16 protein-coding genes, 1 tRNA gene and 1 pseudogene are annotated in these 18,687 nt (G+C 69.5%); 9 read left to right on the forward strand and 9 right to left on the reverse strand.

All coding sequences use genetic code 11. The annotated features are described in order from the left end of the window. Window positions 1–6 precede the first annotated feature (6 nt). On the reverse strand, window positions 7–285 hold the full coding sequence (locus LWP59_RS18505; protein WP_308431708.1) for a winged helix-turn-helix domain-containing protein: 279 nt from the start codon (window positions 283–285) through the stop codon (window positions 7–9). A gap of 802 nt (window positions 286–1,087) precedes the next feature. On the opposite strand from LWP59_RS18505, the gene LWP59_RS18510 reads away from it, so the two are divergent. After that, the gene (locus LWP59_RS18510) at window positions 1,088–2,509 is read left to right on the forward strand and encodes a transcriptional regulator (RefSeq protein WP_144641781.1); all 1,422 of its coding nucleotides are present in this window, start codon (window positions 1,088–1,090) and stop codon (window positions 2,507–2,509) included. Here the strand turns inward: LWP59_RS18510 and LWP59_RS18515 are convergent. The 3 genes from LWP59_RS18515 to LWP59_RS18525 form a co-directional block, all read right to left on the reverse strand. Further along, window positions 2,481–2,831 carry a signal peptidase I gene (locus LWP59_RS18515; protein WP_144641782.1) on the reverse strand — a complete coding sequence of 117 codons (351 nt, stop codon included), beginning with the start codon at window positions 2,829–2,831 and terminating at the stop codon, window positions 2,481–2,483. The genes LWP59_RS18510 and LWP59_RS18515 overlap by 29 nt on opposite strands. Continuing rightward, the gene (locus tag LWP59_RS18520; protein ID WP_144641783.1) at window positions 2,832–4,352 is read right to left on the reverse strand and encodes a transcriptional regulator; all 1,521 of its coding nucleotides are present in this window, start codon (window positions 4,350–4,352) and stop codon (window positions 2,832–2,834) included. Window positions 4,353–4,456: 104 nt separating this feature from the next. After that, window positions 4,457–4,840: an XRE family transcriptional regulator gene (locus LWP59_RS18525; RefSeq protein ID WP_144641784.1), complete on the reverse strand. Its 384-nt coding sequence runs from the start codon at window positions 4,838–4,840 to the stop codon at window positions 4,457–4,459. A gap of 317 nt (window positions 4,841–5,157) precedes the next feature. Between LWP59_RS18525 and LWP59_RS18530 the strand changes: the two genes are divergently transcribed. From LWP59_RS18530 to LWP59_RS18550, 5 genes are all read left to right on the forward strand, one after another. After that, window positions 5,158–5,487: a WhiB family transcriptional regulator gene (locus tag LWP59_RS18530; protein ID WP_144641785.1), complete on the forward strand. Its 330-nt coding sequence runs from the start codon at window positions 5,158–5,160 to the stop codon at window positions 5,485–5,487. 50 nt (window positions 5,488–5,537) lie between these two features. Beyond that, the gene (locus LWP59_RS18535; protein WP_229857564.1) at window positions 5,538–5,774 is read left to right on the forward strand and encodes a hypothetical protein; all 237 of its coding nucleotides are present in this window, start codon (window positions 5,538–5,540) and stop codon (window positions 5,772–5,774) included. A gap of 44 nt (window positions 5,775–5,818) precedes the next feature. Next, window positions 5,819–6,370: a hypothetical protein gene (locus LWP59_RS18540; protein ID WP_144641816.1), complete on the forward strand. Its 552-nt coding sequence runs from the start codon at window positions 5,819–5,821 to the stop codon at window positions 6,368–6,370. Continuing rightward, window positions 6,367–8,373, forward strand: coding sequence for an FtsK/SpoIIIE domain-containing protein (locus LWP59_RS18545; protein ID WP_144641787.1), 2,007 nt, complete (start codon window positions 6,367–6,369; stop codon window positions 8,371–8,373). The genes LWP59_RS18540 and LWP59_RS18545 overlap by 4 nt, the downstream gene beginning before the upstream one ends. A 150-nt stretch (window positions 8,374–8,523) precedes the next feature. Next, entirely contained in the window at window positions 8,524–10,278 is a 1,755-nt protein-coding gene (locus LWP59_RS18550; RefSeq protein ID WP_144641788.1) for a recombinase family protein, read from the forward strand. On the opposite strand, the gene LWP59_RS18555 is transcribed toward LWP59_RS18550, so the two are convergent. Further along, a tRNA-Leu gene (locus LWP59_RS18555) sits at window positions 10,260–10,343 on the reverse strand. The two genes, LWP59_RS18550 and LWP59_RS18555, sit on opposite strands and share 19 nt — an antisense overlap. A gap of 195 nt (window positions 10,344–10,538) precedes the next feature. Here LWP59_RS18555 and LWP59_RS18560 point away from each other — a divergent pair. Then, window positions 10,539–11,735, forward strand: a complete 1,197-nt coding sequence (locus LWP59_RS18560) for a thiolase family protein (RefSeq protein WP_144641789.1) — start codon at window positions 10,539–10,541, stop codon at window positions 11,733–11,735. On the opposite strand, the gene LWP59_RS18565 is transcribed toward LWP59_RS18560, so the two are convergent. Genes LWP59_RS18565 through LWP59_RS18580 form a run of 4 tightly spaced genes read right to left on the reverse strand, consistent with a single transcriptional unit; the run spans window position 11,728 to window position 16,062 of the window. Continuing rightward, window positions 11,728–12,888, reverse strand: a complete 1,161-nt coding sequence (locus LWP59_RS18565; protein ID WP_144641790.1) for an acyl-CoA dehydrogenase family protein — start codon at window positions 12,886–12,888, stop codon at window positions 11,728–11,730. The two genes, LWP59_RS18560 and LWP59_RS18565, sit on opposite strands and share 8 nt — an antisense overlap. A 10-nt stretch (window positions 12,889–12,898) precedes the next feature. Then, complete coding sequence (locus LWP59_RS18570; protein ID WP_144641791.1) at window positions 12,899–14,374, reverse strand: 3-hydroxyacyl-CoA dehydrogenase; 1,476 nt, start codon at window positions 14,372–14,374, stop codon at window positions 12,899–12,901. A gap of 15 nt (window positions 14,375–14,389) precedes the next feature. Continuing rightward, window positions 14,390–15,145, reverse strand: coding sequence for a CoA-transferase subunit beta (locus LWP59_RS18575; RefSeq protein ID WP_144641792.1), 756 nt, complete (start codon window positions 15,143–15,145; stop codon window positions 14,390–14,392). Next, a complete protein-coding gene (locus LWP59_RS18580; protein ID WP_144641817.1) occupies window positions 15,142–16,062 on the reverse strand; it encodes a CoA transferase subunit A in 921 nt (306 codons plus the stop codon). The genes LWP59_RS18575 and LWP59_RS18580 overlap by 4 nt, the downstream gene beginning before the upstream one ends. Before the next feature lie 111 nt (window positions 16,063–16,173). Between LWP59_RS18580 and LWP59_RS18585 the strand changes: the two genes are divergently transcribed. Further along, window positions 16,174–17,073: a LysR family transcriptional regulator gene (locus tag LWP59_RS18585; RefSeq protein WP_144641793.1), complete on the forward strand. Its 900-nt coding sequence runs from the start codon at window positions 16,174–16,176 to the stop codon at window positions 17,071–17,073. Window positions 17,074–17,168: 95 nt separating this feature from the next. Then, window positions 17,169–18,467: pseudogene (locus LWP59_RS40745) on the forward strand (MFS transporter). Window positions 18,468–18,687: the final 220 nt, after the last annotated feature.

Here is an 18,687-nt window from a genome sequence, read left to right on the forward strand (position 1 = left end):
GGGGGTTCAGTCCTCTCCTTCAGCGGAGCCGGTGCCGGTCCGGTACTTCGCGTCCGTGATGTAGGTGCCCTTAGCTGGGATCGTCACCACCAGGCCGCGGAAGCGCAGGAGCCGCGTGGCGTGGCGAGCTGTGCCGAGGGAGACCCTGTACTCGGCGGCCAGTTGGCGTTCTGCTGGCAGTGGTGTATGCGGTTCCAGTTCCCCGGCTCCGATGCGGGCGGCCAGGTGTTGGCACATCTGTTCGTACAGGTAGCCGGCGGCGTCGTGGGGTTCGAAGTCGGTCACGGCTTGCTCCCGGGGCGCGCGTTGTGGTCGGTGAATCTGGGCTAGTTGAGCGGGAGGTGTGTCTTGTTGGAGCGCGAGCGTGCGGTGCCGTGGATTTCCTGCTCGCCCAATCCGAGCGAGCGGCGTGGGGCAGCGGCGTCCGGGTCGAGGTGCGGCCACTGTCTGCCGACGGCGGGTGGCTCGGTGCATTGGCGAGCCCGTAGGGCAGGGGGCTTCGAGGTCGCACGGTCGACCGCAAGCCGGGCGCGAAGATCGGCGACTGTGAGATGGTCGTCGCCGAGCTCGGGCTGCCGGCGCGCTGTGAGCCGGTGGCGGAGCACCAAGAGAAGCAGATAAGTGAGCGGCGGCCCGAGGAACGTGGCCGCGAAAGACAGGAGGTGTGTCACGCCGGCCGCCCGTACCGGTACGCCGTGGAGCGGCGAGGCGAGGGGGAACCGGGAGCGGTGTTGGCCATGCTGTTGTCCTTCCGGTCTGGGCTGGCAGCGGTGCTGTCAGCCTCTCGGCGGCGGGACGCGGATAACAGGACACAGCCGTGCCATAGCGCGGCCATAACGGCGGGGCGTCGCGGGACGCGCCACGTCCGGACCCGTCCCAGCCAGTGTCGCGGCGGGACAGCAGGCGGGACGGGTTGAGTAGGGCTTTGAGCTGCGGAGATGCTGCTCAGAAGCGCTGGGACGGGTTCCGGCAACCTGTCCCGATGAGCCTGTGGGAACCCGGTTTTCAGCGGGACGACGACGCACCGGGACGGGACACCTGGTGGCAAGTGATCGGCGAGGGCCGGGGCGGATGGCATGATGAAATCATGCGTAGATCAGCCTCGGCTCAGCTCCAATCAGGTACGCGGTACAGGACGCTCCTGGAGCAGAAGATCCGGGAGCGTCGGCTGACGTTGGAGGAGTTCGTCGAGTTCGCGGAGGTGTTCGCGCGCGAGCATGGCGAGCCGGGGACCTTGAGCCACCGGCACCTGCGGCGGCTGGTGGCCGGGCACGGAGAGAACGGAGCGCCGGTGGGGCAGCCGCGTCCGGCGACGGCGCGGTTGCTGGAGCGGATTTTCGGCGTCGGTATCGAGGAGCTGCTGGCGCCGCCGCCGGATCGGCCCACGGCTCACGAGGTGAGCGACCGGCGCGTGAGGCGGGCTCGCGTGGGGCGGCCCGACATCGCGGAGGCGCTTCGCCACTACTACGGGGCTGACACCTACCGGTTCCGGTGCGCCGGGACGGAGCTGGTGACCAGCATTGTGGGGATGCCCGGGTGGTTGGACCTTGGCTGCCTGCTGGTTCCCGGCGGTAAGGGGCTGCGGCTGATCTCCGGGCCGGCGAGAGACAGCGAGCGGTTCGAAGACGCGCGGGAGCCGGGCGTTCGGATGGCGGACGCGCCGTTGTACCAGCTGCTCGACGTCGATCCTCAGCCGAGCGGGCTCACCGGGACGCTCGGCTTGACCTCGTTCGTGGACTACGCGCTGACCGCGGACCTGCTGGAGGGTGAGTTGCTCGACGCTCTCGCGGCGGGGGAGCGTGGCGACCTTCCGCTGCGGGAGAGCCTCTTACCCGACGTCGAAGCGGTCTTCGACCTGCCCAACCGGCTCTGTGCTGGAGGAGCGCTCGCGCTGTGCGCCATCGCGCGGCCGGCGAGTGGGGAACGGGGTCCCGACTATGCGCTGCTCGTCCAGCAGCGATCCGACCAGGTGCTCAACATGGCACGACGGCTGTCGGTGATCCCGAAGGCGTTCCACCAGCCGCTGCGGGACCCGAGTGGCGACGTCTCGATTCGAGCCACCTTGCTCCGCGAGATGGAGGAGGAGCTGTTCGGCCGCGTCGAGGTGGACAGCACCGGCGCGCAGCGGGTGGCCGCGCCGATGCACCCGAGTCGGCTGTCCGAGCCGATGCGGTGGTTGCTCGACGAGCCGGACAGGCTGCGGATGGAGTGCACGGGTTTCGGGCTGAACCTGGTGAGTGGGAACTACGAGTTCGCCGGGCTCATTGTGATCGACGACGAGGAGTTCTGGGCCCGGTATGGCGGGCACATCGAGGCGAACTGGGAAGCCGCCGGGCTCACCGTGTACTCAAGCCTGGACTACGAGCTGAACGCCGAGTTGGTCGCGGACGAGCGCTGGAGCAATGAGGGGCTTTTCGCGCTGCTGCAAGGGTTTCGGCGGCTGGGTGACATCGGGGGAGAGCGCGTACGACTCCCGGACGTCACGCCGCTGACGGCCACCGAACGGTGATCACGACGGAGTCGGCGAGCGCTTCCCAGGAGTGGTCGATGCCGGGGCCCCACATCACGTAATCGCCCTGCCGATGCAGGGTCACGCTGCCTTCGGTGAGGTCGAGGCGGAACGTGCCCTCCACCATGAGCAGAAGCGTCGTGCGCTGGTCGTCGGACGTCCATCCGGCGCGCTTGTCGCCAGCGGGGTGAATGCCCCACTTCACCTCGACGTCCTTCGTCGCGCGGACGTCGTCGGCGGGCTGGATGAAGTGGCCGAGCAGCCAGCCGCGGTTGGCGGGCGCGTCGTCGTTGGCGTTGCCGCTGTACCAGTTGGCACCCACCTACCGTGTCTCCCATTCGATCGTCGGCAGGTTCACCCGATCGCCGCCGATCTGGTTGAGCCGCCGCAGGCCTTCGAGCAACGCGAACAGTCCTTCGTTGCTCCACGCTACATCCCCGGCCAGGTCCGTCAGGAGGTCCCGGTCGAGGGTCGAATACTGCCGCAACGTCGACGATTCCCAGTTCGCCTCGATCACGCCGCCGTACCGCGTCCAGAACTCCTCATCGTCGACCACGATCAAGGCCGGGACCTCGTAGTTGCCGGACACGAGGTTCAGGCCGACCGCCGTGCACTCCATGCGCAACCGGCCTGGTTCGGCGGTGAGCCAGCGCATCGGCTCGGACATCCTGCTGGGGTGCATCGGGTCCGCGGCGCGCTGGTGGCCCACCGTGTTGTCGATGTCGTCGCGCCCGAACAGTTCCTCTTCCATCTCACGGCGCAGAGTAGCCGCGATCTTCGCGTCCGCGCGGTAGTCCGTGACCGGCTGGTGAAAGCCCTTCGGGATGACCGCGAGCCGCCGGGCGGCGTTCACGACATGCCCCGAGCGTTCCTGAACGAGTAGCACGTAGTCCGCCGGTCCACGGAACGGGTCCGCGGGCCGGGCGAACGCGCACAGCGCCAGCGTGCCGCCCGCGCAGAGCCGGCCGGACAGGTCGAGGACGGTGGCGACGCTGGGGAGATGCCTGTCCCGCAGCGGCAGTGAACCCGCGCCGGAAGCCAGCGCGTCGATGAGTTCGGCTTCGAGCAGGTCCATCGTCAGCGCGTAGTGCACGAAGTGGCTCACGCCGAGTGCACCGTTGATGCTGCTTTCGGTGTCGATGCCGAGCAGGCGGTACAGGGGCATGTTCACGAGCTTGGTGCCCAGCGCGAGGCCCTCGGCGAGGCGCTGTGCGGCGCGCCCTGCCGCTTCGGCATCGAGGAGGGCTGGACTGTCGGGAACACCGGAGGTCAGGCGGAGCTGTTCAGCGCCGAGTGGACTGTTGAGGTCGAGCCAGGCTGGGCGTGTGAGGATGCTCGTCGTGATCTCGGTGCCGTCGACCCGCGCGGAGTAGCAGCCGTAGTCGTCGGGCCGGTCGGGGTAGTACTGCTGAAGGGCGTCGGCCACCTCGCGCTGATTGACCCGGCTCCGGCGCGTCCCGCGGTCCTGTAGCTGACGGAGATCGAGTCCGGACAGGCGACGCGAGACTTCTCGGCGAGCTGTGCCGGGCTCCCACCCCGCGTGCTCGTCGAGCCATTCCAGCGCGGCCGTGATGTTCGGGTCGGAGACCACCCTGTCGTCAACCGGCTCGGCGTCGCCGGTGAGTGCGGCGAATCGGTCCTTGACGGCGGCCGGGGCCTGGTCCAGCGCGGTGTCCAAAAGCTGCTGCATCTCGGACTTCGGGCGCAGGTCCGGTTTCTGATGCCAGGCCGCGACGGTCCGCACACCGATGCCGAGGTGCTCGGCGAACCCTTCGTTGCTCAGTCGTAGCGCAGCCTGGAGTGCGCACGCCGTCCGCCCGGTCCAGCCGGTTGCCGGATTCACCGTTCCCCCAACCTGCAGTGGTCCTGCATTCGACCTGCACTGGACGTGCCTGGGGCCGGAGCCGGTTTCGCAGTGGAATTACTGGCATGCAAAGGAAATCAGCTCTACCGCTCACGCCGGACGTGATCGAGCACCTGCGACAGGGTCGCTTGGAGGTCGTCGAGCCGGTCGGTGATCTCGTCCAGCCGGCGCTCCAACCCGTCCACTCTCGACCAGACCGTGTCCCCGTGGTCCACCACGGGATCGGCGGGCTTGGGCGGGCGACGGCCGTGCAGCACGGCGTCGAGGTGCTGCGGGTGCCAGCCGAGCGCGACGGACAGGGACTCCAGCGTGCGCGGACTGCGCCGGCGCTCCACGACGTGGTGCTGGATCTCCCGGACCACGGCCTGCGAGACGTGCGAGCGTTGCGCCAGCTCCCGCTGGAGCCAGCCCAGCTCGTTCACCCGGGCGTTGATGGCCTTCGCGACCGCCGCCCAATCCTCCGCCATCCGTTCCTCCGCGCTCCGCCTCGGCGACGAGGTTAGCGGCTCCGCTCCCTAGCGCGATCTGACGCGCCCTGACGCGGTGGAACGCGCCCATCGAATGTCGAAATCAGCAACGAAATCAACTATCGAAGGGCTTCACTCATGTCTGCCAACACCTATTACTCGGTTCGCACCGCGGCGTGGATTCTCGGTGTCCCGCCGTCTCACATCTCCCGGGCGATCCGTCGCGGGACCTTGCGCCCGACCTGGCGCAATGGTCGTCCGTTGGTCCCTGAGTCGGCGGTGACCAGGCTGCTCGGGCAGCCGGACAGGGAGATCGCGTGACGAATGATCTCCGTCTGATCAGTCTCGCGTGGGACCTGGACCGGCTGCGGTGGGTGCCCACCGGGGTGCTCGACGACGTCGTACGAAGGGATGGCTTGTGCTTCTGGGCCTGGTCGGACGAGCCGCCAGAGGCCCGGAACGACCGCGAGCTGGCTGCTCGTCTCTGCGCGGGCTGCCCTGTGCTGGACGAATGCCTGGAGCTGGAGCTTCGAACCGCGGGTGAGGAGACCGTGGGCGTGTGGGGCGCGATGTGTGAGCAGGACCGGCGCGCGCTCTATCCGCACTGGTTGCGGCGCGGGGAGCGTGCGGGGAGGCGGGGCCAGTGACGCCTACGCACGTCCTGATTGGGGTCGGGTTGCTCATCGTGTTGTTGTCGATGCGGCGTTCCGGTGCTCGCCGAGCGCGTGAGGTCGTGTCGCTGGCAGGGCGGGTGCTGGTCACCGCGGGGTTCATCGTCGGTGCGCAGTGGGTGGTCGTGCTGCGGGTCGGTCCGGGGTGGCTGCTGTTGGCCGTCCTGGCGGTGCCGGCGCTGTTCGCCGCCTACACGCTGACGCGGGCCCTGACCGTGACCACCTACGAAATGCCGACTCGCCGCCGAGGTGGTCGCCGGTGAACGATGTCGAACGCGTGGCACGGCAGGTGGACCGGTTGTGCTGGATGGGCATCCTGCTCGGGTTGGCCTTCACGATGACCAACGTCCAGCAGTTCGCCGCCGCCGGAGCCCGGACGTGGTCGCTGCCCTGGTTCGGGGCGTGGCTACTTGATCCGATGGTGTCGCTCGTGTTGCTGGCGATCCTGCGGGCCGAGCAAGTGACCGCGCGACACGGTGTCCGGACCGGCGGTTGGGTGCGCGGGGCGAAGTGGTTCACGCTCGTCGCCACCTATGTCATGAACACCTGGCAGGCGTTCGCTGAACGGTCACCGGCGCTGGTCGTGCTGCACTCGGTGCCGCCGCTGGTGGTGTTTGTGGCGACCGAGGCCGTGACCGACCTGCGGGACAAGCTCGGCGCGGCCGTGGCGGCGGCGCGGCAGCCGGAGCGGGCGGTGCCTCGGACGACGTTCGGGGAGTACCTCGACGCGGCGCGCGCGGCCCTGACGGCGGAGGTCGTGATCACTCCGGCGTGGGTCCGCGAGGTGACGGGGTGCTCGCGCGGGCTGTCGTCGAAGCTCGCCGCCACCCTGCGGGCCGAGGCCGGTGAGCGGTCATGAGCCAGGAGATCGAGCACGCCGAGCCGGTGTACGAGGCGGAGCTGGTGGACGACGCCACTCCGCGACTGCGACGGCCGAAGCTGCGACGGTGGGATTGGCGGGAGGTAGTCGGGTGGCTGGTGCGGTCGCCGTTCCGGTTCGCCGGCGCGGTCGGCCGGGGTTTCGTGGTGATGGCGCGGGTGTGGCGGCGGTGGGTTCGGGTGCACGACTACCGAGAGGCGGCCGTGCAGTCGGAGAAGCTGGCGGACAAGTTCGTGGAGATCCGGGCGCTGACCCTGTTCCGCTGGAAGGTGACCGCTGCTGTGGTAGCTGCCGTCTCGGTGGTGGTGCTGGTCGCGGATCTCGTGTGGGGCACCGTGGTGCTGTGGGCGGCGGGCTTCCTCGCCACGGTGGCGCTCGCGATCGCCGGACGGAGGCGGGACGGGTCGCCGGGTCGGAAGGCGGTGCTGGCCGGGCCTCGTGCGCTGGCGTGGACGATGGACGCGCAACTGCTGGTCGACGCCTTCCGCGACGCGAAGCTGCTCGGCAAGGACGAGTCGCTGCGGCTGGTGGAGCGGGCCACGCGGACCGGCGAGGGATGGGCGATCACCGTGGACCTTCCCGCGACGCGCAAGGCGGGGGACGTAATCAAGCATCGTGACGCGCTCGCGTCTGCGTTGGCCGTTGACGAGGTGCAGTTGATCGTCGAGCGGGTGCGGGGTGTCGGCGGGCATGCGGGCCGGGTGTTCCTGTGGGTGGCGGACGAGGACCCGTACGGAGGTCCGCCGCAGCGGACGCCGTTGCTGGATGTCGAGCACTGGGACGCGTGGCGACCCATCCCGTTCGGCAGGGACGCGCGTCAGCGCCGGGTCGAGTTGCCGCTGGTGTGGACGTCGTTGTTGGTGGGTGCCATCCCCCGGCAGGGAAAGACGATGGCGGCACGCCTCGCAGCCGCTGGTCTGATCCTCGACCCACACACGCGGCTCTACATCTTCGACGGCAAGGGCGGTAAGGACTGGAAAGCCGCGGAAGGCGTGGCGCACCGGTTCGTCTGCGGAGACGGGCTCACTGAAGTGGAGGCCGTGCGCGACCACCTCGTGGAGCTGGTGGCGGAGGTGCAGGACCGGTATGCCCGCATGTCCGCCTTGGACGACGAGGTGTGTCCGGAATCGAAGATCACTCCCGCGATCTCGCGGGATCCATCGCTGAACATGCCCATCACGGCCGTGGTGATCGACGAGGTTCAGGTGTTCTTGGAGCATCCGGCGAAGGTGTTGGTGGGCGGGAAGAAGACGACGCTCGGTGAGTACATTGTGGATCTGCTCGCCTATCTGGCACGGAAAGGGCCGGCGGCTGGGATCGTCGTCGTCCTCGCGACGCAACGGCCGGACTCCCAGACGATCCCCTCGCGGCTGCGGTCGGTGCTCGGGTCTCGGTTCGCGCTGCGGGTGATGGACTGGCGGGACTCGAACATCGTGCTCGGCGAGCAGATGAACACCCGCGGGTATGACGCATCGACGCTCTTGCCGGCGCACAAGGGGGTGGGGATTCTGCGGCCGGATGGGGAGACCGGGGCGGACGCGCTGGCGCTGGTGGTGCGGACGTACTACATGGCCAATCCGGAGTGGCAGCAGATCTGCGCTCGCGGGCGCGTGCTGCGGGAGCAGGCTGGGACGCTGTCGGGTCATGCGGCCGGGGACGACAGCAGCGGAGCCGTTAACGCGGCGTCGGTGGTTGAGGTGCTCAGCGCGGGTTCGGTGCCGAAGGTCGAGCTACCGGAGCCCTTGGCGTCGGTGCTGCAGTACCTCGGCGGCGAGCTGGACGAACGCGAGTTCGTGCCCACGGCGGAGTTGGTGGAGGCCCTGGACGTCGAGCCGACCGCGTTCGGACGGCAGATGGGCGAGCTGGGGTGTCGGCCGGTGCGGCAGTACGTGCCTGGGGACGATGGAGAGGTCCGCCGTGTTCGCGGTTACCTCACTGCGGACCTCCGTAGCGCCGTTGCTGAAATCAACAGCGAACGATGAACCCGCGTGAGCTGCGGGGGAACGACCTTACGTTGCGAGTGCCGGATGAGTTGCCTTCTCTGAACAGGGATGCGTGCCGCATACTGCTGGAGATCCTGGTCGAGTTGACCGAGGTACCCGTCTTGGAGGCGCCTCGGGAGAGGGGGTGCCGTGACTGCTGAAATCAGCAACCCGTGGGCGACGCTGGACGAGCTGCTCGGAGTGGAGGTCGTCGAGGCGGTTGATGAGGGTGTGGGGCCCGTAGCGTTCTATGGCCGGTGTTCGACGGAGGACAACCAGGACCCGGAGACCTCGCACGGGTGGCAGTTGAGCAACGCGCAGAAGTTCGTCGAGCCGCTCGGTGGCCGGGTGGTGGCGGAGTTCTTCGACGTGGGGCAGTCGCGGTCGGTGCCGTGGGAGCGCAGGGGAGAGGCGGCGCGGTTGCTCGCGGCGTTGAAGAACCCCGCCCGCGGGTGGAATGCGGTCGTGGTGGGGGAGGGGACGCGGTGTTGGTTCGGGAACCAGTTCTCGCTGGTCGCACCGAAGTTCGCGGCCTATGGGGTTGAGCTGTGGGTGCCGGAGCTGGGTGGGAAGTTCGATCCGCGGAACCCGTCGCACAAGATGCTGATGAGCGTGCTCGGGGGTATGAGCGAGTCGGAGCGTCAGCACGTGCAGGCTCGGGTCCGTGCCGCGATGGACGCGCAGGTGATCAACGAGGGGCGACACCAGGGCGGTCGGGCGCCGTACGGGTACGTCGTGGTCGACGGTGGCCCGCACCCGAACCCGAGGAAGGCAGCGGAGGGGTACCGGCTGCGAGTGCTGGCGATCGACGAGTCGGCGGCGGAGGTAGTGCGCCGCATCTTCTCTGAGTACCTGAGCGGGAAGGGCGACCGAGCGATCGCTAACGAGTTGAACCGGGACGGCGTTCCGTGTCCCTCGGCGCGGCGACCGGACCAGAATCGGCACCGGCTGGCGGATGGTTGGCAGGGCAGTTCGGTCCGCGTGATCCTGGAGAACCCGCGGTACACGGGGTACGCGTTCTTCGGGCGGTGGGTCAGGCACGAGTCGCTACTCGACTCGGACGACGTCGCCGCCGGGCATGTCACGAGGTTTCGCCGCTCGACGCCGGATCGGGTCGTCCGTTCGCGGACACCGGCGCATCCGGCGATTGTGAGCGTTGAGGAGTTCACGCAGGCTCAGCTGTTGCGGCGGTCGAAGGCGGCGGGTGGTCTCGCTACCGCCCGCAAGTCCGAACGGGGTGGTCGGGTTACCGCGCGTACCTATCTGTTGCGAGGGCTGGTGCGCTGTGGCGTGTGCAACCGGAAGATGCAGGGGGCCACGATCCGCAAGGGCGCGTACTACCGCTGCACAGCGCGAACGATGGCGCCCGGCTCCGCCCAACTCGCGGATCATCCCAAGACGGTCAACATCCGCGAGGATGCGGTCGTGGAGGCGATCAACGGATGGATCGGGCGTCTCTTCGACCCGGAGAACGTTGATGCGACGGTGGCGGCGCTGGTCGGGTCCCAGGATGACGGCCGGTCGAACGCCGGTGGACGTGACGCGGTGAAACGACGGTTGGCGGAGGCCGAGGCGCGGCTCAGGCGGTACCAGGCGGCGATCGGATCGGGTGTTGACCCGGCTGCCCTGGTGGACGTCATCAATCAAGCTCAAGCCGAACGCGCCGCAGCGAAGGCGGAACTCGGCAATGCACCGAAGGAGAAGGCTGTGAGCGAAGCGGAGGTGTACGCGATGATCGATTCGCTCGGCGACCTCGGGACGGTGCTGACCGAAGCGAAGCCCGTTGCTCTGGAGCGGCTCTACCAGGCGCTCAACCTGCAACTTCGCTATGAACCAAAAGAACTGGCCGTCTATGCGACGACCAGTCCCCGTGTAGGTAGTGTGCGTGTCCGAGGGGGGACTTGAACCCCCACGCCCGTTAAGGGCACTAGCACCTCAAGCTAGCGCGTCTGCCATTCCGCCACTCGGACTTGCTGGAAAACAGAGTAACTCACCAGCGAGCCCCTCGTACCAGGGGGTGGTGACCAACGGTGAGACGTGGTTGCGATATAAGCACCCCTTCGTCACAGGCAGTGGTCGCCTCGAGCGGGCCGCGAGTGGGTTGTGGAATCCAATGTAGCAGCGTATACCGACTAGTAGCTTCGTCATCAGGCTAGGAGGAACTCATGCGGGACGCTGTCATCGTCGACGCGGTGCGGACGCCGGTCGGTAAGGGGAAGCCCGGCGGCGCGCTCGCCGGCGTCCACCCCGTCGACCTGCACGCCCACGCCATCCGCTCGCTGGTCGAGCGCACGGGCGTCGACCCCGCCAAGATCGACGACGTCATCAGCGGCGCCGTCGGGCAGATCGGGGAACAGAGCTCCAACACGGCACGCTGGGCGGCGCTCGCGGCCGGGCTGCCGGAGTCCGTCCCCGCCGTCACGGTCGATCGCCAGTGCGGCTCGTCCCAGCAGGCCATCCACTTCGCGGCGCAGGGAGTCCTCGCGGGCGCCTACGACATCGTCATCGCGTCCGGCATCGAGTCCATGAGCCGCATCCCGATCGGGAGCCAGGCCGCCGGCAGGGACTTCCTCGGCCCGGGCATCGCCGCGCGCTATCCCGAAGGACTGGTGCCGCAGGGCATCAGCGCCGAGCTGATCGCCGACAAATGGCACCTCTCGCGCGCCCAGCTCGACGAGTTCGCGGCCGAGAGCCACCGGCGCGCGGCCGCGGCGTGGGCCGATGGGCGCTTCGCCGGCGACGTCGTCCCGATCAAGGCGCCGGGCAACGACGGGGCACTGGTCCAGGTCACGCGGGACGAGTCGATCCGCCCCTCGACCACCGTCGACGTCCTGGCCGGGCTCAAGCCCGCCTTCGAGGCGGACATCTGGCACCAGCGGTTCCCGCAGCTGGACTTCAAGGTGACCGCGGGCAACTCGTCCCCGATCAACGACGGGGCCACCGCCGTGCTGATCGCCAGCAGCGAGACCGCGGCCGAGCTCGGCCTGCGCCCGCGGGCCCGGCTGCACAGCTTCGCCGTCGTGGGGGACGACCCGCTGCTCATGCTCACCGGCATCATCCCGGCCACCGCCAAGGTTCTCGCCCGCGCCGGACTGTCCCTTCCGGACATCGACGCGTTCGAGGTCAACGAGGCGTTCGCGAGCGTGGTGCTGGCCTGGCTGGCGGAGACCGGCGCGGACCCGGCGAAGGTCAACGTGCACGGCGGAGCCACCGCGATCGGGCACCCGCTGGGCGCCAGCGGCGGCCGCCTGATGACGAGCCTGCTGTCGGTGCTGGAACAGCACGACGGCCGCTACGGTCTGCAGGTGATGTGCGAGGCCGGCGGCCTCGCGAACGCCACCATCGTCGAACGGCTCAGGTGAGGGCGTCGATCCCGGTCAGGTCGCGGCCGATGATGAGCTTCTGCACCTGGCTCGTGCCTTCGTAGAGGGTCAGCACGCGCGCGTCCCGCACGTACTTGCCCACCGGGTACTCGTCGATGAACCCGTACCCGCCGAAGACCTGCAGGCAGTTGTTCGTCACCTGCACCGCGGTCTCGCTCGCGTGGTACTTCGCCGCCGACGCGTCGGTCGCGTAGTCCTTGGGTGCGATACCGGCGTCGGCCATCCGGGCGACGTGGTGGGTCATCAGCCGCGAGCTCTGCACGTCCACAGCCGCGTCCGCGAGCAGTTCCTGCACCAGTTGGAAGGACGCGATCGGCTTGCCGAACTGCTCGCGTTCGGTCGAGTACCGGGTCGCCGCGTCGAGCGCCGCCTGCGCCACGCCGACGGAACCGGCGGCGACCGAGATCCGGCCCCGCGACAGCGCACCGAGTGCGATCCCGAGACCGCGGCCGACCTCGCCGAGACGCGCCGAATCCGGCACGCGGACGTTGTCGAAGGTCAGCTCGGCGGTCGCCTGCCCGCGCAGGCCCAGCTTGCCCTTGATCTCCTTCGCGGCGAACCCGGGGGAGTCCGTCGGCACGAGGAACGCGGTGATCCCGGTGTCGCCGGTGCGGGCGAAGGTCAGCGCGACCTTCGCCCAGGTGCCGTTCGTGATGAACATCTTGCTGCCGTTGAGGATCCAGTCGGACCCGTCCTGCTTCGCACGCGTCGAGAGCGAGCCGGCGTCGGACCCGGTGCCCGGCTCGGTCAGCCCGAAGCAGCCCAGCGACTCGCCGCTGACCAGCTGCGGCAGCCACTCCTGCTTCTGTTCGTCGGTGCCGTAGGCGGCGATGGTCTTGGTGACCAGGCCCAGCGACACCGACACGATGCCGCGTACCGCCGAGTCGCCGCGGCCGAGCTCCTCGGTGACGAGGATGTAGGACAGCATGTCCGCGTCGACGCCGCCGTACTGCTCGGGCACCATCAGCCCGAGGAAGCCCAGTTCGCCCAGGCGCCTCACGATCGCGGTGTCGACGGACTCGGCGCGGTCCCAGTCGCGGGCGTTCGGCACGATCTCGGCGTCGACGAACTCCGCCGCCATCTTCCGGAAGTCGAGCTGGGTCTCGGTGAGCCCGAAATCCCTTGCCAGCATGGAGAACTCCTTACAGTGCCACGGTGGGGTGGGTGAGCGGCAGCCCGAGCTGCGCGCGTTCGGTGAGCCAGCGGGTCGGCCGGTAACGCGGGTCGCCCGTGGTCTCGTGCAGCGCACGCTGCAGCGCGAGCATCCGGTCGGCGCCGATCCGGTCGCCCCAGGCGAGCGGCCCGGCCGGGTAGCCGAGCCCGGCCGTGACGCCGAGGTCGATGTCGGCCGGGGCCGCGATGCCCCGTTCGGCGATGGAGGACGCGACGGACACGATCGACGCGAGCAGCCGCTGTGCGGCCGAGCCCGCGGTGTCGCGGATGAGCGACACTCGCTTGTCCCCCAGGGAAAGGACCGCTGCGGCGTCGTGTGCGGCGGCGAGGTCGGCGGCCGGGGTGACGGCGAGGACACGGCGGCCCGTGGGCAGCGACAGCGGGTCGATGCCGAACGTGCGGTCCGCGGGCAGGTCGTGCTCGGCGATCGCGGCCGCCACTGTCGTGCCCCAGGTCGGCACGAGGACGACCGCGTCGTCGGAAAGCGCTGTCCGCACCGTGGCTCCGGACTCGGCGAGCGCGTTCCGCACAGCCGTTTCGGCGACGTAAACCGGCCGCACGGGGTCGCCGGTGACCGGTTCCTCGGCCGGCGGTTCGGCGCCGGTCTCGTACCAGCCCCGCCCGGTCTTGCGGCCGTGCAGCCCGGCCGAGACGCGGTTGGGCGTCAGGTACGACGGGCGCAGCCGGTCGGAGTAGCGAAAGCCCTGCCACACCGACTCGATCACCGCGGCGGTGACGTCCAGCCCGGTCAGGTCCATCAGCTCGAACGGGCCCATCCGCAGGCCCAGCACGTCGCGCGCGATCCGGTCGAGCACGACCGGTTCCGCGACCTGCTCCTCCAGCAGCGCCAGCGCCTCGGTGACCAGACCGCGCCCGGCGTGGTTGATCAGGAACCCCGGGGTGTCCGCGACGACGACGGCGCGGTGTCCGGCGTCGCGCACCAGCGCGGTGAGCGTCTCGACGATCTCCGGGCGCGTCTTCGCCCCCGGGATGACCTCGACGATCTTCATCAGCGGCGCCGGGTTGAAGAAGTGCAGGCCCACCATCCGCGACGGGTCGGCCAGCGTCGCGGAGATCTGCGTGATCGGCAGTGACGACGTGTTGCTCGCGAAGATCGTCCCGGCCGGCAGGATCCGTTCGAGCTCACCGAACAGCGCCGCCTTGGTCTCGAGGTCCTCGCGGACGGCCTCCACGACCAGTTCGACCTCGTCGCCCGGTTTGCCCGGCGAGTCCAGCGGCACGAGCCGGGCCATGACGGCGCGGGCCTCCTCGGCGGTGGTGCGGCCCTTCTGCACCGTGCGGTCGAGCATCGACCGCACGAAGTCGACCGCCTCGCGGACGGACTCGGGCCGCGCGTCGGCGAGCTCCACGGTGTGCCCGGCGGTCGCGGCCCACTGGGCGATGCCCCGGCCCATCACTCCCGTGCCGACGATCCTGATTCGCATTGCCGCCTCGCTTCCTCAGCGCAGATAAACCCGGTCCGGATCGACATCCTCACGCAGCAGCCGCAGCTCGGCCTCGCTGGGCGGCTCGACGGTCGCGACCTCGTCGGCGACCGCGAGGTCCCAGCCGGTGGCCTCGCGCACCTGGTCCACGGTCACGCCGGGGTGCACGGCGACCAGCCGCAGCTGCTCGCCGACCCCGCCGCGGGCGAGGACGCCCAGCTCGGTGATCACCTTGGTGACCCCGGCGCCCAGCGGCCGGATGCCCTCGGCGAGCGCCCGGTCGGGGCCCGGCGAGGTGCAGAAGTCCAGCTCGTCCACAAAGGACCGGCGGTCGTGCCGCCGCATCACCACGAACACCTCGCGCGAGTTGGCCATCACCTCCATGGCACCACCGGAGCCGGGCAGGCGCACCTTGGGCCGGTGCCAGTCGCCGATCACCGAGGAGTTGAGGTTGCCCCACCGGTCGATCTGCGCGGCGCCGAGGAACCCGACGTCGATGTGCCCGCCCTGCAGCACGTACCCGAACAGCGCGGGCATCGAGAGCACGGCTTCGGCCCCGGTGATCAGCACCGCGTCCGCGATCGTCTCGGGCAGGTGGGACGGATGCGCGCCGCACACCCCGGACTCGTAGACGATCTCCAGTTCGGGCGCGACCGTCAGGTGCGCCAGCGCCGCCGCGAGCGTGGGCAGGCCGATGCCGGCGAACACCGTGCGGCGGGACGCGAGCTCCCGCGACGCGACGACGGACAGCCGTTCCGACGATGTGATCACAACCGCCTCCCGTAGTTGACCGGCAGGCTCATCGCCTCGCCGACGGCCAGCCCGGCCCAGAACTCGTCGCCGAGCTTCGCGACGTAGTCCGCGTGGTCTTCCGTGCCGAAGATCCACTCCGCCATCCAGGCCCGCAGCCGGTCCGGGTCCTTGCTGATGTGCGACCAGGACCGGTAGAACGCGCCGTCGCGGTCGTAGTAGCCCTGGGCGAACGAGGGGTGCGCGCCACGCGGGCACTCGACGACCGCGTCGACGGCATGCGCGGGGATCACGGTGCGGTTCGGGTCGGACCGCACGACCTCGTCGTCGACGATCTCCTCGACCACCACGACGGCCTTCTCCGCGGCGAACACCGCCTCGGCCTGCACCCCGGTGAGGCCCCAGATCTGGGTGTTGCCGGCGCGGTCGGCGCGCTGCGCGTGCACGATCGTCACGTCCGGGTTGACCGGCGGCACCACGTGGACCTGCTCGTCGGCGTAGGGCGAGGCGACCTTGCGGATGCCGGGGTTGACCGACGGCAGGTCGCTGCCCGCGTAGGAGCGCAGCGGGTAGAACGGCAGGCGCTGGGCGCCCGCGAGGTAGCGGCAGATCATGCCGTGGTGGCTGTACTCCTCGAACTGGAGCGGTTCGGGGTCGGCGTGCTCGATCCGGCGGCGCAGCTCGCCGAGCGAGCCGGCGGAGGAGTTGCCGACGAACGAGGACACCAGCTTCGTCACGCAGCCGCCCGCGAGGAGCTGGTCCACCACGATGTCGGCGGTCATCCGCACGATCGTCAGGTCGCGGCGGCCCGCGCGGATGATCTCGTGGCCGGCGGCCGTGGGAATCAGGTGGGTGAAGCCTTCCAGGCAGACGGTCTCGCCGTCCCGGACGAACGAGGCGACGGCCTCGCGCAGGGTCATCGTCTTGTCCGGGCGCATCGCCGCGTTCTCCTCGAAGCCGATCACGTAGGTCCTGACCACCGTGGCAGCTCCATTGATTACTGTCCAATACCGAGTTGAGGTCAGATCAAGACGGACAGGAAATCAATCATGGAGCTGCGCTACCTCGTGTCGTTCCTGGCCGTGGCGGAGGAGCTGCACTTCGGCCGCGCGGCCAAGCGGCTGCAGATGGCGCAGCCGCCGCTGAGCCAGCAGATCCGCCAGCTCGAGAAGGAGCTGGGCGTGCAGCTGTTCGAGCGCAACACCCGCTCGGTCCGGCTCACGAGCGCGGGGGAGGCGTTCGTCTCGCCGGTCAATCGGGTCCTCGACGACCTGGACATCGCCATGCGCGCGGTGAAGGCCGCCGGGCGGGGGGAGTACGGGCGGGTGACCGTGGGGTTCGCCGGGGCGTCGAGCCACGAGAGCCTGCCGCTGCTCACCCGGGCGGTGCGGGCCGCGCATCCCGGGCTGGAGCTGGTGATGAAGGGGCAGACCTACGCGAACGTGGCGCTGGCCCGGGTCGCGGACGGCTCGCTGGACCTGGGGTTCGTGCGGCTGCCGGTCAACCTGCCGGGCGTGCGGGCGCGCGTGATCGACGAGGAGGAGATGATCTGCGCGCTGCCCTCGGACCACCCGCTCGCGAAGCGGAAGCGGATCCCGATCGAAGAGCTGGCCGACCAGCCGTTCGTCAGCTTCCCCTCGAACGCCGGCTCGAGCGTCCGGGACGCGACCGTCCGGGCCTGTATCGCCGCGGGGTTCAACCCGCGGGTCGTGCAGGAGGCGCCCGACTCGTACACGATCCTCGCCCTGGTCGCGGCGGGCGTCGGCGTGACGCTCACGCTCACGTCGTGCCAGCACATCCAGCAGACCGGGCTCGTCTACCGCCCGCTGTCCGGCCCGGGCATCCGGCTGCAGGCCGCGCTGGCCTGGCGTGCGGACAACCCGTCGGCCGCACTGCGCACGGTGCTGGCGATCGCGGAGGAGGCGTTGCCCACCCCATTGAGACGGTGAGCGTTTCACTGCGCCCTGGATTTGGTATTGGACGCGTCTAGCTGCTTTTTGACACGGTGTCCGGGTTTGTGTTCCACGGTCTCAAGGGAGAGCACATGAGCGCGGCGACACGCGCCGGCATCGGATCCTTCATCGGCTCCACCATCGAATGGTTCGACTTCTACGTCTACGGGACCGCGTCCGCGCTGGTCTTCGACAAGGTGTTCTTCCCCGAGCTCGACGGCGCCGTGGGCACCCTGGTCGCGTTCGCCACCTTCTGGGTCGGCTTCCTCGCGCGGCCGCTCGGCGGGGTGATCTTCGGGCACTACGGCGACCGGCTCGGCCGGAAGAAGACGCTGGTGATCACGCTGCTGATGATGGGCGTCTCGACCACGCTCATCGGCGTGCTGCCCGGGTACGCCTCGATCGGCGTGGCTGCGCCGATCCTGCTGGTGTGCATCCGGATGGTCCAGGGGATCGGGCTCGGCGGTGAGTGGGGCGGCTCGGTGCTCATCGCCTCCGAGCACGCGCCCAAGGGCAAGTCGGTGCTGTACGGCGCCTTCGCCCAGCAGGGTTCGCCGGTGGGCAACACGCTGAGCACGGTCAGCTTCCTCGCCATCAGCCGGCTGCCCGACCAGGCGTTCGTCGACTGAGGCTGGCGGGTGCCGTTCCTCGCCTCGGCGCTGTTGGTGATCGTCGGGCTGTTCATCCGGCTGCGGGTGGCCGAGTCGCCCGCGATGGCGCAGCTGATCGAGTCGCGGAAGGTCGCGAAGATGCCGCTGGGGGAGGTGCTGCGCACGCAGCCGGTGCTGATCGTGCTCGGGATCGGCGCCTGCACGATCGGCCTGTCGGCGACGTACTTCAAGTCGACGTTCGCGCTGTCCTGGGCGACCTCGGACCTGGGCTTCGACAAGAGCTCGTTCCTCACGATCATCCTCGTGGCGAACATCGTGCAGATCCTGGTGCAGCCGTGGGGTGCGGTGATCGCGACGCGGATGCGCAGCTGGACCCGCGCGGTGTGCGTGATGCTGCTGCCGGAGATCGTGCTGCTGCCGCTGATGTTCGTGCTCATCGGCACGCAGAACTACGCCGTCGCGATGGTGGGCACGGTGATCGCGACCGTGCCGCACTGCCTGTACTACGCCGCGCTGGCAGGCATGCTCGCCAGCCGGTTCCCGGCGCACGTCCGGTACACCGGGATCTCGCTGTGCTACCAGCTGTGCGGCACGCTCCTGGGCGGCACGACACCGATCGTCGGGCAGACCCTGCTCAACTGGACCGGCTCGATCGCCGCGGTGATCGCGTACGCGATCTTCCAGGTGCTGCTCACGCTCGGCTGCATGGTGCTGCTCCTGCGCCGGCCCGACCACGACGAGAGTGCGGTCCCCGCCCGGGCCGAGGCGGTGACGGCATGACCGTGGCAGAGTCGCTGGCGCGGTACTACCCGTGAGCGGTGTATAACGCCCTATACGCAGCCGGTCCCGCGGCGTTGCCTCTTCCGGGCTGAGCGACTGCTGTACGAAACAGTTTCGTACAGCGAGGAGTGCCGCTGGCCGGGCACGCCCGAGCTCGCTCGCCGCGCTGGCGGCGATGCGCACGAGCCATCCTGAACGCGATCGTCGCCGTGCCGGGTCG

It is taken from the genome of Amycolatopsis acidiphila (assembly GCF_021391495.1).
In the GTDB taxonomy this organism is placed as follows: domain Bacteria; phylum Actinomycetota; class Actinomycetes; order Mycobacteriales; family Pseudonocardiaceae; genus Amycolatopsis_E; species Amycolatopsis_E acidiphila.